Source organism: Pseudomonas sp. GW822-FHT02G04 (genome assembly GCF_058802085.1).
In genome coordinates this window covers 1-15,042 of sequence record NZ_JBXANU010000017.1, presented here as the reverse complement: position 1 = coordinate 15,042, position 15,042 = coordinate 1, and the positions used below count along the sequence as shown (strand labels likewise).

The 15,042-nt window shown below is 57.6% G+C and carries 15 protein-coding genes; 5 read left to right on the top strand and 10 right to left on the bottom strand.

Annotated features, from left to right (window positions below):
- The first annotated feature begins 101 nt into the window (after window positions 1-101).
- Window positions 102-1,892, top strand: coding sequence for a bifunctional diguanylate cyclase/phosphodiesterase (locus AC1RO5_RS20145; protein ID WP_493177197.1), 1,791 nt, complete (start codon window positions 102-104; stop codon window positions 1,890-1,892).
- A gap of 497 nt (window positions 1,893-2,389) precedes the next feature.
- On the opposite strand, the gene AC1RO5_RS20140 is transcribed toward AC1RO5_RS20145, so the two are convergent.
- Both AC1RO5_RS20140 and AC1RO5_RS20135 read right to left on the bottom strand, forming a co-directional pair.
- On the bottom strand, window positions 2,390-3,289 hold the full coding sequence (locus AC1RO5_RS20140) for a DMT family transporter (RefSeq protein ID WP_493177195.1): 900 nt from the start codon (window positions 3,287-3,289) through the stop codon (window positions 2,390-2,392).
- Between the two features lie 74 nt (window positions 3,290-3,363).
- A complete protein-coding gene (locus tag AC1RO5_RS20135; RefSeq protein ID WP_493177193.1) occupies window positions 3,364-4,434 on the bottom strand; it encodes an SDR family oxidoreductase in 1,071 nt (356 codons plus the stop codon).
- Between the two features lie 74 nt (window positions 4,435-4,508).
- Between AC1RO5_RS20135 and AC1RO5_RS20130 the strand changes: the two genes are divergently transcribed.
- Window positions 4,509-4,898, top strand: coding sequence for a MerR family transcriptional regulator (locus AC1RO5_RS20130; RefSeq protein WP_493177192.1), 390 nt, complete (start codon window positions 4,509-4,511; stop codon window positions 4,896-4,898).
- Window positions 4,899-4,988: 90 nt separating this feature from the next.
- Here AC1RO5_RS20130 and AC1RO5_RS20125 read toward each other — a convergent pair whose 3' ends face one another.
- The gene (locus AC1RO5_RS20125) at window positions 4,989-5,978 is read right to left on the bottom strand and encodes a LysR family transcriptional regulator (protein WP_493177190.1); all 990 of its coding nucleotides are present in this window, start codon (window positions 5,976-5,978) and stop codon (window positions 4,989-4,991) included.
- A 126-nt stretch (window positions 5,979-6,104) separates the two neighbouring features.
- On the opposite strand from AC1RO5_RS20125, the gene AC1RO5_RS20120 reads away from it, so the two are divergent.
- The gene (locus AC1RO5_RS20120; protein WP_493177189.1) at window positions 6,105-6,365 is read left to right on the top strand and encodes a DUF2798 domain-containing protein; all 261 of its coding nucleotides are present in this window, start codon (window positions 6,105-6,107) and stop codon (window positions 6,363-6,365) included.
- A gap of 86 nt (window positions 6,366-6,451) precedes the next feature.
- Here AC1RO5_RS20120 and AC1RO5_RS20115 read toward each other — a convergent pair whose 3' ends face one another.
- The 7 genes from AC1RO5_RS20115 to bamJ all read right to left on the bottom strand — a co-directional run bounded on the left by AC1RO5_RS20115 (window position 6,452) and on the right by bamJ (window position 11,589).
- The gene (locus AC1RO5_RS20115) at window positions 6,452-7,369 is read right to left on the bottom strand and encodes a DHH family phosphoesterase (RefSeq protein WP_493177187.1); all 918 of its coding nucleotides are present in this window, start codon (window positions 7,367-7,369) and stop codon (window positions 6,452-6,454) included.
- Between the two features lie 468 nt (window positions 7,370-7,837).
- Window positions 7,838-8,605 carry a DUF3313 domain-containing protein gene (locus AC1RO5_RS20110; RefSeq protein WP_493177186.1) on the bottom strand — a complete coding sequence of 256 codons (768 nt, stop codon included), beginning with the start codon at window positions 8,603-8,605 and terminating at the stop codon, window positions 7,838-7,840.
- 290 nt (window positions 8,606-8,895) lie between these two features.
- On the bottom strand, window positions 8,896-9,303 hold the full coding sequence (locus AC1RO5_RS20105) for an SEL1-like repeat protein (protein ID WP_493177184.1): 408 nt from the start codon (window positions 9,301-9,303) through the stop codon (window positions 8,896-8,898).
- On the bottom strand, window positions 9,304-9,675 hold the full coding sequence (locus AC1RO5_RS20100) for a hypothetical protein (RefSeq protein ID WP_003223109.1): 372 nt from the start codon (window positions 9,673-9,675) through the stop codon (window positions 9,304-9,306).
- The gene (locus AC1RO5_RS20095) at window positions 9,672-10,013 is read right to left on the bottom strand and encodes a helix-turn-helix domain-containing protein (RefSeq protein WP_493177182.1); all 342 of its coding nucleotides are present in this window, start codon (window positions 10,011-10,013) and stop codon (window positions 9,672-9,674) included. The genes AC1RO5_RS20100 and AC1RO5_RS20095 overlap by 4 nt, the downstream gene beginning before the upstream one ends.
- Window positions 10,014-10,125: 112 nt before the next feature.
- Complete coding sequence (locus tag AC1RO5_RS20090) at window positions 10,126-10,581, bottom strand: YkvA family protein (RefSeq protein ID WP_493177180.1); 456 nt, start codon at window positions 10,579-10,581, stop codon at window positions 10,126-10,128.
- Window positions 10,582-10,875: 294 nt separating this feature from the next.
- Window positions 10,876-11,589 (bottom strand): BamJ family beta-barrel-assembly machinery protein, encoded by a 714-nt coding sequence (gene bamJ, locus AC1RO5_RS20085; RefSeq protein ID WP_019648192.1) that lies wholly within the window; start codon window positions 11,587-11,589, stop codon window positions 10,876-10,878.
- A gap of 269 nt (window positions 11,590-11,858) precedes the next feature.
- Between bamJ and AC1RO5_RS20080 the strand changes: the two genes are divergently transcribed.
- Window positions 11,859-13,691 carry a di-heme-cytochrome C peroxidase gene (locus AC1RO5_RS20080; protein ID WP_493177178.1) on the top strand — a complete coding sequence of 611 codons (1,833 nt, stop codon included), beginning with the start codon at window positions 11,859-11,861 and terminating at the stop codon, window positions 13,689-13,691.
- Between the two features lie 3 nt (window positions 13,692-13,694).
- A complete protein-coding gene (locus tag AC1RO5_RS20075) occupies window positions 13,695-14,831 on the top strand; it encodes a catalase family protein (RefSeq protein ID WP_493177176.1) in 1,137 nt (378 codons plus the stop codon).
- The last annotated feature ends 211 nt before the right edge of the window (window positions 14,832-15,042 follow it).

The window sequence follows — 15,042 nt, the reverse complement described above, 5'->3', positions numbered from 1 at the left end:
TGACGCTCCCCGGATCGTCATCAAACAGACATCATTCTGTCGTGAAATAAAGGACCGGGAGCTTTGCGCTCCCGGTCCTTTTTTTATCGCCAGAGATCGCCATGACCACAACCGAACAGCTGAGTGCCTTGAGCTCAATACTGACTCAAAGCGGTTTGCACAGCCTGTTCCAGCCGATCATCTCCCTCTCCGAACGACAGATCATCGGCTACGAAGCCCTCAGCCGTGGCCCCTCCAACAGCCCGCTGCACTCCCCCATCGCCCTGTTCGCGGTCGCTCGCCAGGCCGGTCGCCTCAGCGAACTGGAAATCGCTTGCCGTCAAAGTGCTTGCCGACGTTTCAATGAACAGCAACTGCCCGGCAAACTGTTCCTCAATGTGTCCCCGGAATCCCTGCTCGAAGCCGCCCACCAACCTGGACGCACCCTGCAACTGCTGCAGGATTTCGGCATACCGCCGAGCCAGGTGGTGATCGAACTCACCGAACAGACCCCGACCGACGATTTCCAGTTGTTGCAAACCGCCCTGCATCACTATCGGGCGATGGGCTTTTCGATTGCGCTGGATGATCTGGGCGCGGGTTATTCGAGCCTGCGGCTCTGGTCTGAATTGCGCCCGGATTACGTCAAGATCGATCGGCACTTTATCGATGGCATTCATCAGGACGCGCTCAAGCGTGAATTCGTCGGCTCGATCCTGCAAATCGCCAAGGCTTCGCGGGCAAAAGTGATCGCCGAAGGCATTGAATTGCCAGAAGAACTCGCCGTGTTGACCGAAATGGGCGTCGATCTTGTGCAAGGCTATCTGCTCTGCCGGCCCCAGGAGCATCCGCCCCGCGATGCCCGAACCTTTATGCCCAAACCAAACAGCGCCGTAGCGATGCTGAACGAGGAAGCCAGTGACCTCAGCGCCCTGCTCAACGACCAACCGGCGATGGCCAGCGACACCCCGACCGCCACCGTACTGGAAGCCTTCCGCCGCCAGGCCAACCTGAACTCCCTGGCGGTGCTCGACAAGCAGGGCAAGCCGTGCGGCATCGTCCATCGTCATTCGCTCTCTGACGCCCTGCTCAAGCCCTTTGCCACCGACCTGTTCGCCCGCAAACCCATCAGCCGCTTGATGAGCGACGACTTCCTCGCCGTGGAGCTGAGCCAGTCGCTGCAACAGGTCAGCCGCTTGATCACCAGCCGCGCCCGCCAACGCATCGAAGAAGACTTCATCATCACCCTCAACGGCAGCTATCTGGGGTTGGGCCGAGTGATCGACGTGCTCAAACTGATTACCGAACTGAAAATCCAGCAAGCCCGCTACGCCAACCCGCTGACCCTGCTGCCGGGCAACGTTCCGATCCAGCAATGCCTGACACGGCTGCTGCAACAGGAACGGGAATCGGTGATCTGCTACGTGGACATCGACAGCTTCAAACCCTTCAACGACATCTACGGCTACGGTCGTGGGGATGAAGTCCTACTGTGTTTGGCGCAATGCCTGAACGACCGCGTCGACCCCTCCCGCGACTTTGTCGGCCATATCGGCGGCGACGACTTCCTGCTGGTGCTCGGCCCCGAAGACTGGCGCAAACGCCTCAACCAATTGCTGGACGACTTCCACAGTCAATGCCGACGCTTCTACCGCAGCGAACACCTGGAAGCCGGCTGCTTCATCGCCCCCAACCGCCAGGGCGTAAGACAGGAGTTCCCGCTGCTATCGCTGTCCATCGGCGTGGTGCATTTACATCCACAGGCCTGCGGACAACTCGACGCGAGTCAGTTGGCCGAGATGGCCTCGCAGGCCAAACACCACGCGAAGAATGTGCCGGGGTATAGCGTGCATGTGATTGATAGCCTGGCAGTGCCGACAACCGAAGAAGCGGTGGTTGTCGGACATCGGTGATGGCTGCGATCTTTTGATCTTGCTCCCCTGCCGCCCACAACTCCGTGGTGAAGGGGCTTGCCTTACTGCAAATCGATAAAGTTAAACACCCATCCTGTGGCGAGCGAGCTTGCTCGCGCTGGGCTGCGTAGCGGCCCCAAAAAATCCGGCTATATCGCCAATTTTATGAGTGCTTCGCACTCAAGCGGGAGCAAGCTCCCTCGCCACAAAAGCCGCTAGGCGCTACTCCGAAGACCGAGCCCGCAACCGCCGCCCAATCACATCCAGCACATCGCAGCCATCGCGCAGCGGAATAGACCTTGCCCAGAAATTTCGCTCAAAAAAGGCAAACGTGGGGGAAGGCTTCGCTGAAGCCTGGGTTGATTTCTCCACCGCGGGTTAACCGCTTTCGACCTATAGCTGCCGGTGGCAACAGGCGGCAACCGGCCAGAAGCGGTCAGTCGCTCAAAACACTTAAAAACCACTGATTGCTAAAGTAATCAGGATCCGAAAATAGCTCACTCGGTCGAAGGGACGGATGCTTTGCTGCCCAAGCGGATTAGTTCATTGGAGAAACACAGGCCGACGATGATCAGTGCCGCTCCCGGGTACAGGCTTTCGCGCGGTACTTCATTGAGCGCCACAAACGCTAGCAGCGCGGCGAACAGTGGCTCGGTCAGCTCCAGCGCTTGCACTTGGGATGGCTTGAGATACTCGATGGCCTTGGTGGTGCAGAAGAAGCCCAGGATTGTCGGCAGCGTGGCCAGCGCCAGTAGCGCGGCGATCGCCAGCGGCGACAGCTCGCCCATCGCGAAACCATCGGCCGCAGCCGGCATCAGCAGGTACAGGCTGCCAAAGAACAACAATTGTCGGGTGAAGTGCAGCCCCCCCGACACACCCATACGCTTCATGGCAACCGAAAAGGCCCCATAGCCGCAGCCGGCCATGGAGGCGAGCGCAGCACCTTGCAGGGTAAAGCCCTGCTGCAGGTCGCCGCCGAAGATCACCGAGATCCCAGCGATAGCCAGTGCGGCGCCAACGATAGCGTTCGCGGTGATGGCATCCTTGAGGAAAATGCGCCCCAGAATGATCGAGGAAATTGAGGCACTGGCCATCAGCACCACCACCACACCTGCCGCAGCGTAATGTCGATAGGCGGACGTTTCGAAATGGAACAGCACAAAGATGCCAAGGAATGCGCAGATAGCCGCCTGAGCCCATTTGGTCGACGCCGCCGGGCGCTTGAGGAAAAACAGTAAGATCGAGAGAAGCACGCAACCCAGTACGGTCTTGATGACAGCGACACTGCTAGCGGTGAAACCATTACTCATGAGTACTTTGCTGAGTACACCGATCGTTGCGTTCAGTGCCGCAGCGGAGAGTGCAAATATGACGCCTTTGCTGAAAGTAGATTGCATTGATGACGATCCCTGTCGCTGAATTGTCGTTCGATAGAATGCCGCCCTACATCGACGGCGCAAAGTCAGAGGGCCTAACCCTTGGCTATGCAATATGAGTTTACGAACGTTGCAGTGTGCTGCAAAGACTGACGTATATCCGGTTTGGCTATTCCATGCCTGTTGGCAAATTGCTCGACCGCCGCTGTATCAAAACGAGTGGTCTGGATAAAGTCCAAGGCTTCGGGTTTTGAATTCAAAAACCGCGCGACGGGAGGAATACTCAGTAGCAACTTCAGCAATCGGAGTGAAATGTAATGCTTGGGAGACTTTAAGCCCAAAGGTTGTGCCACCTGTACCAGGAGTTCTCGCAAGTTGGGAGTTTGGTCATCAAGCGCCAGCAGTTCCTGGCCCACCATGGCAGGATCAAAAGCACAAACCGCCACCAGCTCAACCAGGTAATCCACGGTGACCAGTGGCAGCCAGTGCTCGGCGGTACCGGGCACTGCGGTCAGCTTTCCCTGCACAAGGTTGCGTATCAACTCCACCAGCGGCTGACCGTCAAGGATATGCCCCGTGCGGCTGTGGCCACAAACCGTCGCGGGGTGGACAACGGTAATCTCCCCGCCCTTGGCGGACATGACCTCCAGGGTCGCAAAATGCGCCTCCAGCTTGCTCCCCTCGTAACCACCGACATGTCGGTAGACGGCAGGCCAATTCGTCAGCTCCGGATAACGAGGATCAATTCCGATGCGTTGCAGATGTTCATGATTTTTCAGCATGTAGCCGCCGATCATCACTAACCGGCTTTTTTGCTCAGCCGCCAACAGCGCCACGCGCTTTGCCCCTTCCACATTCACCGCACGAGAATGCTCCATTGAAAGCCCCCATGCGAAGTGGGCGCCTAGGTGGAATATGACTCTGGCGTGCCTTAGCACTTCTCGGTCAGCAAGACTCAGCCCGAGGTTGTCCCGTTCCAGATCGCCAGCTACGGCAAATACCCGGGTTGCGCACCCTCCCAAATTGTCGACTTGCTCCCGCAGTGCAGCTAGTCGCTCTGGGCGACGCATCAACACCCGAATGGTGTGACCTTTTGCACTCAGGTACGCCACCAAATGTTGACCGATGAAGCCGGTACCCCCCGTGACAAAGCACTCCACGCTCATTTCCCTGCTCCTTGTTTAAGGTGAGAAATCAAGCGTAAACTATCGACCCAACTCTATAGTCAAGCGGTGTTTTCATGAAAATCGGCGAACTCGAGGCCCGCAGCGGCGCCAGCCGCCATACGCTGCGTTACTACGAGCAAATCGGCCTGATCTCACCGCTGCGGCAAACTAACAACTATCGCGTTTACACAGAGCAAACTCTGCAGGATCTGGACTTTATCCAGCGCGCGCAAAGCATGGGGTTTTCCCTGGGGGAAATAGGCGAGATTCTGGATGCGCAGCGGAACAAGCTGATCGATTGTGCTGACGGCGCTAAGCTAATTGAAAAGAAGATGGCAGAAATCAAACAGAAAATCGCCAACTTCCAAAGCATTTATCGGTATCTGGATGAAGAGCGTGCAACCCTCGAAGCCAGTGCTGCCAAGCAACTTGAGCTTCAGCAGCTGAACAACTCTTCCAACTGAACTGTCAGCATCTGGGAAACGGAAGCTGCAGCCTGCTTCCCGTTTCAAGCCCATCGCTTACGCATTTTCTAAAACTTTGTGGCCAGGCCCCTAGACAGTAAGCGTCCGCCCAGATCGTCGATTTTTCGCTTTATCAGACCGTCGTGCGGCAGTCTGTGCGAGCGCATTCGGCTCGCTTTCCATCGCACGTTCGAGAAAATCGATGAACGCGCGCACCTTTACATTCAAAGCCGACCGCTCGGTGACACAGGCATAGATGTCCATCGGCTCAGGCTCTGCGCAAGTTGCGTTGCGACTGCCCGACTCGAACAAGGGTAGCAGTCGCCCGCTGTCGATGAGTGGCTGAGCGACAAAGCTTGCGAGACGTGCGATTCCGCCGCCGTAAACGGCGATCTGCGCGATAGTATCGATGTCATCGCAGACGAAGCTCGGGTTGACCTTAGCCTCGAAACGTCTGCCGTTGAGCACAAAAGTCCAGGGCAGAAAACGACCATCAGTTGGATAGCGAAAGACAAGGCAGGCGTGCTGCTTCAGGTCCTCAGGTGTAGTGGGCACGCCCGCGCGGTCGAGATACGCTGGCGACGCGCAGAACACGAACGGACGCGAGGCGATACGCCGGGCAATTAGCTGATCGTTCAGCTGCGCTTCGATGCGGATACTGACGTCGACGCCCTCAATCCGATGATCAACGCGTCGGTCCGTACTGATCAGTTCGATGTCGATGTGCGGGTATGCGTCCTTGAACGCGGGTATTAGCGGCGCGAGCACATGACGGCCAAACGCCGTCGTGGTGGCGATACACAGTGGCCCCTGCGGCTTGGTTGCGACGGCAGCGGCTTGCGAGGCGAGATCGATGTCGCGCGGAATGTGGCGCACCTTCTCGAAATATCGAGTGCCGCTTTCGGTAAGCGCCATGCTGCGGGTTGTGCGCGAAAGCAGACGCACTCCCAAGTGTGCTTCGAGTCGGGTGATGCTCTGGCTGACAGCGGCGGCGCTCATGCCTTGGGCGCGGGCTGCCGCCGCTATGCTGCCGTTTTCTACCACGCGTATATACGTATTGATCAAACCCAGAATATCCATCGGATCCTCGTCGCAATTCGTCGATTTTACTTAAGGATGATTTAAGCGCAACGCGTCTACCAGCGCCTTCAGCAGCTTGTTAAGTTAGCCGCTCTTTCGCCACTCAAGATTGACAAGGATTAACTGATGACCGACGGAATAGCTCAAAAAACTGCACGATTTCGCCTCCCGAAACACGCGACGCCTTACGTCTTCGCACTCTACATGGCGACGATCATGGCGTTTCTTATGTGTCTCGTCATCACCATCGCAGAATTCGGCGTTGGTAAGCATTACATGGAAAATGTGATGAATGCGTACCGAGTAGCAATGCCTTCGGCATTCGTCTGCGTGCTCGTCGTGCGCCCAATCGTTGCCCGGCTCGTTGCATGGACCGTGCAAGACTAGTGAGACAGAAACGTCGCTGGCACCTCGCTCGGTGGGTTCGAGGCAATTTCATTCGCTTGGAAAGGGCAAAACCAGAGGCGGTTTACTCACAACGGAGATGCGGCCAACCCCAACTTCAACAGTTCCTTACGTAGCAGCGAGCGCTCAAGCACAGCCATTCCGGCCTGCCATACGATCGGCAGCAAATGGCTCAACTTTTGTTGACTGACCAAGGGTTCAGCCAGAAAGTAGCTTTTGCACTCGCGGATGCTGATGACGTTCAACAGCCAGTCCCCACCCTGCGCCGCCAGCCAGTGACAGATCGTTGAACGATGCGTTCGGATCAGCGCACTGGCATCCCACACCGCCATCTGCGCGAAAACCTGCGGCAGGTTGCTATCGGCTTTCAGCCGCTTCAAATCAACCGCCAACGCACCAATCAGGTCTGACTCGATAGTGGCTTGGCACTCGGAGAAATACCGCTCGGGCCAGTCCGCTTCCAGTTTCGCCCGCCGTGCGAGGACTTCATAAGCCCGGATATCCGATTGGGTGGTCAACTGCCCTGTGAAATTCAGGGTATTGTCCAGAATTGCCGTGGCCAGCAACGCAGCACTTTTTTCGCTGATCAGCGGCAACAGCCCTGCCGCTTCCCAACGCTGAAAAATCAGAGTCGCCGCTGCGCCGATCGGCAGGATGTCTGCCGCAGATCCGAGCCTCTGCGCCCAATAGTTTTCAAAGCCAGGGTGATGGTCAATGACTTCCACCACCTGTTCAAGAACCACCACCGGGTCGAAATGGTGGTAGTCGGAGACATCCACCAACACGAACTCATCACCCGCTCTCGGCAGATAATTGTCCAGAGATGATTGCCATCCGAGCACGGTCCTGGAGATGCTGACATTGAGCGGGGCCCTACTGACGGCCCGAGCATCAACGCCTTGGTGATTCAACAGCTCGGCGTACGCAATGCAACAGGCATACGCGTCGATGTCCAGGTACGCCGAGCCTGAGGTCACCACCCTCATAACACGTGGGCCGCATTGCTGGCTGCCAATTGGCCGAAGACATAAGGATCGTTGACTATCGGGGAGAAAGAATCGCCGCACCCACCACTCTCAGATTTATCCATGATCTGAAAAAACATCGACATCGGCTTTCCTTGAAATCCATTTTCCATAATTAAAACAGCGCATTAGCGTGCCGAAACATTCTGTTATGCCCTATTTTCTGCCGACAAGACTCGTATGCTTTCATTGCGAAAATATGACGGAATGGGGGGTATTTTGAAGTCATGCTGATTTCAGCCGGGCGCTGCCGCAGCTATCGTCAGAAGAACGGCAATGGTTGGCTCAGCATCTAACTCTGCTGCATCCGGGCCATGACTGGATAAGTAGAGTCTCGTCCGATTGCGAGGCTGATGAACTACAGTCGTTAAGGCCCTACACAACCCGGCGATAGCCGGATTGCGGGTCATGGCATGCTGGTGAGCTGACTTACTCGACAGCATCAACACAGTTGGTCGCTGCACGGCGCATGCACAGGCGATAACGCATTTTTTCCGCCCAGTACTTTTCTGCCTCCGTCACGTCGCTCCACTTGTCATATGTGCTGCTTTCAAACAGACCGATAATTGGGCGACGCGAGCCTGTGCGGCGGTCGATTACGGCTGCGACGATTTCACCTGTTTGTGAATCGTACATCTTGCCTTCGACGGTCACTTGACCAGTGGCGAGGGGTTGGCCGGTGGTTTGCGTTGCCGCTTGCATCGCTGCTGCTTTCGCTCCCGGAAGTCCTAGCGGAATGTACGAGGCGGCCTTGAGCGAGGTGTCGGAGGCTTCGGCATCGACGATCGCTACAGAGATCCGCAAGGTATCCGGGCCGGGAGTCTGGACCATCTGATAATCCTTGCCAAACTGCTCATGCAACTGGTTATAGAAGCCTTGGGCAATCGCTTTGGCCTCGTCTTGTGGGGCATCCTTCAATTTAGATTTGGAACCGGCATACAGCTTGACCGGATCGAGCAGCACTTTGGTGAAGCGAGTAAAGCTCGCCGTGGAGGCATATTTCGGATTGCGGTACAGGCGCAGTGCTTCGCCGTCCTTGCCTTCTTTCATCAGCGGGTAGACATCGGAAAGAAAACCCGAGCCATTGAGGTTTTCTTCGCCCAGGGGTGTGTTTCTGCCGGGTTGCGAAGTCGTTGAACAACCGGCCAACGTGATGATTGCGACAGTGAGTGCCAATGAACTCATGAGCGGTTTCATACAAAGCGTCCTTGCTGAAGTCAGGGTTTGACGTGGGGGCAATTACGAGGCCAATGCCACGCAAAAATGCTAGTTCATCAACCGATAAAAAACAGCCCCCAAATCCACCGTCGCACATTTGTTTTGGATATTTTCGCTACCTGCCCCTCTTCGCCTTTGTAGGCGCAGTATTTCTTTATGCGCAGGGCTTTTTAACTGAAGCTCGCCCATGAGGCGCTGAACAGTTTTGTGGTTCACGAAGGACGATCGTTAGATCCCCCCACAACGCTCGCTTATCGAAGAACATCGAATTACTGCGCAGCATCGCCACTCACCAACCCTTTCAACTTGATCTCAGCCAACGGATGCCCGGCCTTCAAAGCAATACGCCAAAACCGCGCCGCTTCCACCGGATCTGGCGCCTTGCTCGGCGTCCCCGCGAGGCAGATCGCGCCAACCTGATACGCGGCCTTGCCGTCCCCCGCCAATGCGGCCAGGCGCAGTAATCGTATGCCTTCCTCGCGAGCCCCAAGGCCGACGCCGCGAAAGGTCAGAATGTGGCCGTAGAAGCTCTGGGCGCCGACGTCCCCCAGGTTCGCCATGCGCGCGAACTGGCCCTCGAGCCAACGCCAGCCTCGCGGCTGGCGCACAAACCACGACCAGTGGAACAACCGGCGGGCCAGCCAGTAACCGGTCCGCGCCTTGAGTCGTAGAAACACTCAGGCTTCCGCCGACTCGGGGTACTCGTATTCGAACACCCGCACTACTTCCGAGGCATGCCAGGACGCGGCAGCCACGCCATCGGACGGTCCGGAGAAGCGCCCGAGGCGCTCGACACATTCGAAGAAGCCGGTGCGCGGCAAGCGGCTGGCGCCCTGGCTGATTACCAGTGAGCTGCGCAGCGGCTGCTCGGCCTTGGCATCCAGCGCGGCCAGGTGCTCAAGGGCGGCGGTCAGGGTTTGCATGGCGGGCGTGGGTAGCTGCAAACGCTCCAGCAACGCCCGATAAGTCAAAAGATGGCGCTGACGACGCGCCTGATCCAGTTCCCCCAGCAATCCATCCCAATGTTGACGACTGATGCGTACGCTCACGATTCATCCCTCCATCCCGGCACCGTCAATTCCCAGGCGAGGCTGCGGCGAATAGCAGCGTCAGGTTGACGCTCACCGCTTTCGATCAAGGCGAGATATGACGGGCTGATGCCTACCGTGCGGGCAAGCGCCTCAATGGCGATGCCCTTCCCTTCGCGCAAACTGCGTAGTTGATCCAGACCCGGAAGAATCGGGTCTGGTGCCGCCACGGGACGCTCTGGGGCGTCGTGTGGTGGTTGTTGCTTGATGCCTGCTGCTTTCAGTAGAGCCTGATACTGGGCCCATGGCAGAACCGCATATTCTGGTTCGCCTTCGCGTGTAATTATCTGAATATCCATGACTACCCCGTAGGACAACGACACGTAGCGAGTCGGCACTTTTCCCTAGAAGTGTAATCCTAACAGCGGCCAAGGTCGCGGGGGGTATGAATATGGATGATCCTGAATCGGTTCAGTTTTTTTTCGGGCCCTGTAGTTGCAGTTGTTCCGGGGTATCAGGCAGGCGTTCGACCACCGCGAGTTTTTCCGGCGCCTGACGATTGCGCCAGGCGCGGAAGGCGTTGAGTTCGTCATCGAGGACTTTCATCAGCCAGGCCAGCACGGCAATGTCGTCGAGCATGCCGAACACCGGGATGAAATCCGGGATCGCATCCACCGGGCTGAGGAAATACATCAGGCCGGCCACTACCGAAACCAGCGCTTTCGGGCTGATGGCCCGGTACTCGCCACGCCAGTAGGCCAGGCAGAGTGCCTGCAACAAGCGCAGATCGTCCTTTATTTTGCCCAGACGATTACCTTGGCTGGCACCTTTGCTGGCAACCGCAAACAGCAGGGTTGGCAAACGACCACGGGCGAGCAGGCGCCCGGCCAGTGGCAGGAAACGGGCGAAATTCCAGGGCGTTTTCATCTTTTCCTCCCACTGAAATGTTATCCACACAAATTGTGGATAACCTTGTGAACAGAGCTGCATTTCACCGCTGGAAGCCCCGTTTCATAAGGGTCCTGCTCAGATCGGGCGTTTTTTACTCACATAAAAAAACCCAAGATTTCATTGACTTGGCGCACCGGTCCGTCTAGCTCGGGCACTCTCACTGGCTATGACTGCAGCGTACCGCATCCGTTCTCTTTGTTTACCTTCACTGAACCCCAGATGCAACAACGCCCCGCATAAGCGAGGCGTTGTTGTCAGAGCAGACGCGGATTACTTGGCGTCGTCTTGTTTGGCTGGATCCTTGATGGCCAGCAGCTCCAGGTCGAATACCAGCACCGAGTTGGCTGGAATCGCCGGGCTAGGGCTTTGGGCGCCGTAAGCCAGGTCGCTAGGGATGTACAGTTTGTACTTCTCGCCAACGTGCATCAGTTGCAGGCCTTCGACCCAACCCGGAATCACACCGCTGACCGGCAGATCGATCGGGCTGCCGCGCTCGACGGAGCTGTCGAAAACGGTGCCGTTGGTCAGTTTACCGGTGTAGTGAACAGTCACTACGTCGGTCGGCTTAGGCTGTGCGCCATCGGCCTTCTTGACCACTTCGTATTGCAGGCCGGAAGCCGTGGTGACGACACCGGCTTTCTTGCCATTCTCTTCGAGGAATTTCTTGCCGGCGGCTGCCGACTCTTCGCTCATCTTGGCCAAACGCTCTTCGGCACGCTTCTGCAGCGCTGCGAAGGCTTCAACCAGTTCCTCATCCTTCAGTTTCTGTTCTTTCTTGCCGACGGCATCTTCGATGCCTTGGGCTACGGCTTTGGAGTCCAGATCATCCATGCCTTCCTGAGCCAGACTTTTGCCCATGTTCAGGCCAATGCCGTAGGAAGCTTTTTGCGCCGGGGTTTTCAGCTCTACGCTGGTCTGCGAATCACAACCCGCAAGTACCAGACCAACCAGGGCCACCGCCGCAGCCAACCGATGCTGTTTCATGCTATTTCCTTGTTCATGCGCCTAAAGGGCAATCGAGTAAAGCCGCGAGCTTATCAGGCGGCCACGACCAATGGCTACCGGCATGAGAGCAGGAAACTTCCGATAAGTTCAGGTGTTTAAACGCATTTCGGGGTTAGAAGGATGAAGCTTCTGTCATCTGGCCCCCACAGACCTGGAGACCGATTCCCACAGCCCCAAGCGTAATGGCCTCTTGCCGCATCTCGTCAGCTGAGGCATAAGAGAGTTACAAATTGACAAGGATGTTTATCGTGCGCCTCATAATCCGCTTGCTGATTCTGATCGCAGCACTGCTGGGGCTGGGCCTCGCGGTGGTGCTGTACTATGTCGCCAACCCGAAATTGCCAGCCTGGTCACCGGCACAACAGGTGCATTACCTGGAGCAATGGAGCGCCGCAGACCGCCAGGCCTACTACTTCACGCCCCAAGGCACTCAGGTCAAAGGCTTGCGCTATGACTGGTTCAACGCCCTCGAACTGCCCTTCTCGCAAAAACGATTCGCCGCTCCCGAATACCTCGCACGCTTTGGTTTTCTGATCGATCCAGGCCAGAAAGCCACGCCAAACAACCCTGGCAACCTGCCCGTCGGTTTCGCCAGTCATCAAAATCCGGGCAGCCAGGAAGAGTTTCTGGACATCACCTGCGCCGCCTGCCACACCGGCGAATTACGCTTCAATGGCCAGGCCGTGCGCATCGACGGCGGCTCGGCTCAGCATGTGTTGCCGTCCAGCGTCCCGACCCTGCGCGGCGGCAGCTTCGGCCAGGCACTGGTGGCCAGCCTCGCCTCGACTTACTACAACCCGTGGAAATTCGAACGTTTCGCGCGCAATGTTTTGGGTCAGGACTACGATGCCCGGCATCAACAGCTACGCCAGGACTTCAAAAGCTCACTCGATACCTTCTTGAAAGTGGCCTGGAACGATACCCATCGCGGGCTCTACCCCACCGAAGAAGGCCCCGGCCGTACCGACGCCTTCGGGCGCATTGCCAACGCCAGCTTCGGCGATGCCATTTCGCCCGCCAACTACCGCGTGGCCAACGCGCCGGTGGACTACCCGCAACTGTGGGACATGTGGACCTTCGACTGGGTGCAGTGGAACGGCTCGGCGCAGCAACCGATGGCCCGCAATATTGGCGAGGCCCTGGGTGTCGGCGCCACGCTGAATTTCTTCGACGGCAGCGGGCAGCCCCTCAAGGGCGACGACCGCTACCCGTCCAGCGTCCGGGTGCGCGATCTGCACCGGATCGAACAAACCCTGCAACGACTCAAACCGCCCACCTGGCCGGAAGCCCTGTTGGGCACCATCGACAAGCCCCTGGCCGCAAAAGGCCGCGCTCTATTCGCTGAAAACTGCGCCGGGTGCCACGTCCCCCGCGTCACCCAAAGCGACGGCAGACCGGTGCAACATCTGAAATTGTTGCCCGTGGAGCTGATTGGCACAGACCCCGGCGCGGCCAACAATATTGCCGACCATCGCTTCGATCTGACGGCCTTGAAGTGGGATCCGGCAGAGCTTGCACAACTGGACGTACAACTGCATCCAAAACCCACGGAACCCTTGGATTTGAGCCAGTTGTCAGTGGCCAAGGGGCTGGCCTACGTCACTGCTTTCGTGGGGAACCAGGCTTACCGCGCAGCCAATGTGACGCCTACGGAGCGTCCAAACCTGGACGGTTTCGGCCTGCCTATCGGCGTTCAGGAATTGCGCAGCTATAAAGCCCGACCACTGGCGGGCGTCTGGGCTACACCACCGTTCCTGCACAACGGTTCGGTGCCGAGCATTTACCAACTGCTCTCGCCCCAGGATGAACGCGCAACAACGTTCTACAAGGGCACCTTCGAATACGATCCCAAACACTTGGGCTATCGCACCGAAGCCTTCACCAACGGTTTTGTGTTCGACACGCGCATTACCGGCAACCACAACAGCGGTCACGAATTCCGCGCAGGCGAGCGCGGTAATGGCGTGATCGGTCGCCTGCTGCAACCGCAAGAGCGCTGGGCGCTGCTGGAATACTTGAAAGTGTTGGGCGGCCCGCTGGAGTCGCAATTGCCAGACCACCTCATCAGTCAAAAGGATTGACCCATGCTGATCACGCTCTGGCTACGCCTGGGTGCCTTCCTTGGTAAAACCCTGCTGTGGTCGTTAGGGTTGGGGGTCCTCGGCTGGGCGCTGACCATGGCATGGTTCGCCTGGCAACATCGCGGCCCGGTATCGGCTGAAGAACTGATTCCGGATGGCGAAGCGGCGATGACCCGGGACATCATCCAGACGGCGGTACGGATCGTCGATCAACACCGCGAAAGTACTCGCTATCTGCGCGACGCTCACGCCAAGGCCCATGGTTGCGTGAAGGCAGAGGTTCAGGTGCTGCCGGATCTGGCGACGGCGTTGCGCCAAGGCGTGTTCAGCGAACCTGGCAAAACCTGGCAAGCGACGATGCGGCTGTCCAACGGCAATGCCTATCCGCAGTTCGACAGCATCCGCGATGCCCGGGGCATGGCGATCAAGTTGTTCGATGTGCCGGGGAAACAGTTGCTGAGTGGCCGACAAGGGCGCAGCGAACAGGATTTCGTGATGTTCAACCATCCGAACTTCTTTGTCAGCGATGTCGCCGAGTATCGTCAGAATGTGGCCGCTCAGGCTGACGGCAAAAAGATAATGGCGTTCTTCCCGGCTTGGGACCCGCGCACCTGGCAGGTTCGCCATCTGTTTATTGCGCTGGCGACACTCTCCCCTGCCCCGGCAAGCCCGACCCAGACCACCTATTTTTCGGTTTCGCCTTACAAGTTTGGTGAGGCCAACGCCAAATTCCGGGTGTTGCCGGATCCTGATAGTTGCCCGGCCTACACGTTGCCCACGCAAAATCAAAACCTGCCGAATTTCCTGCGCAGTGCGCTGAACCAGCAGTTGTCGACTGACCGGGTGCCGGCCTGCTTCGTGTTACAGATCCAGCGCCAGGATCCGGGCCAATACATGCCGATCGAAGACACCAGCATCGAGTGGCGTGAACGAGACGCGCCCTTCGAAACCGTGGCCAGGATCAAGCTGCCCGCCCAGGATTTCGACACCCCGGCGCTAAATCTGCAATGCGACAACCTGTCGTTCAATCCATGGTTCGGCCTTGAAACCCATAGGCCGATTGGTGGGATCAACCGATTGCGCAAAGCGGTGTACGAGGCCGTCAGCGACTATCGACACAGCCGCAATGCCGAACAATAAATAAGGCAGAAACGAAAAAAGCGACCCGAACAGGTCGCCTTCTTCAGTGAATCCGGCACAAAGCCAAATCCCAGACAGCAAAAAGCCCGCATTAAGCGGGCTTTCTGTGGTGATCTGGCGTTCAGTGTTCCAGATACCGAATATGGCGCAGCGGACGGGACTCGAACCCGCGACCCCCGGCGTGACAGGCCGGTATTCTAACCGACTGAAC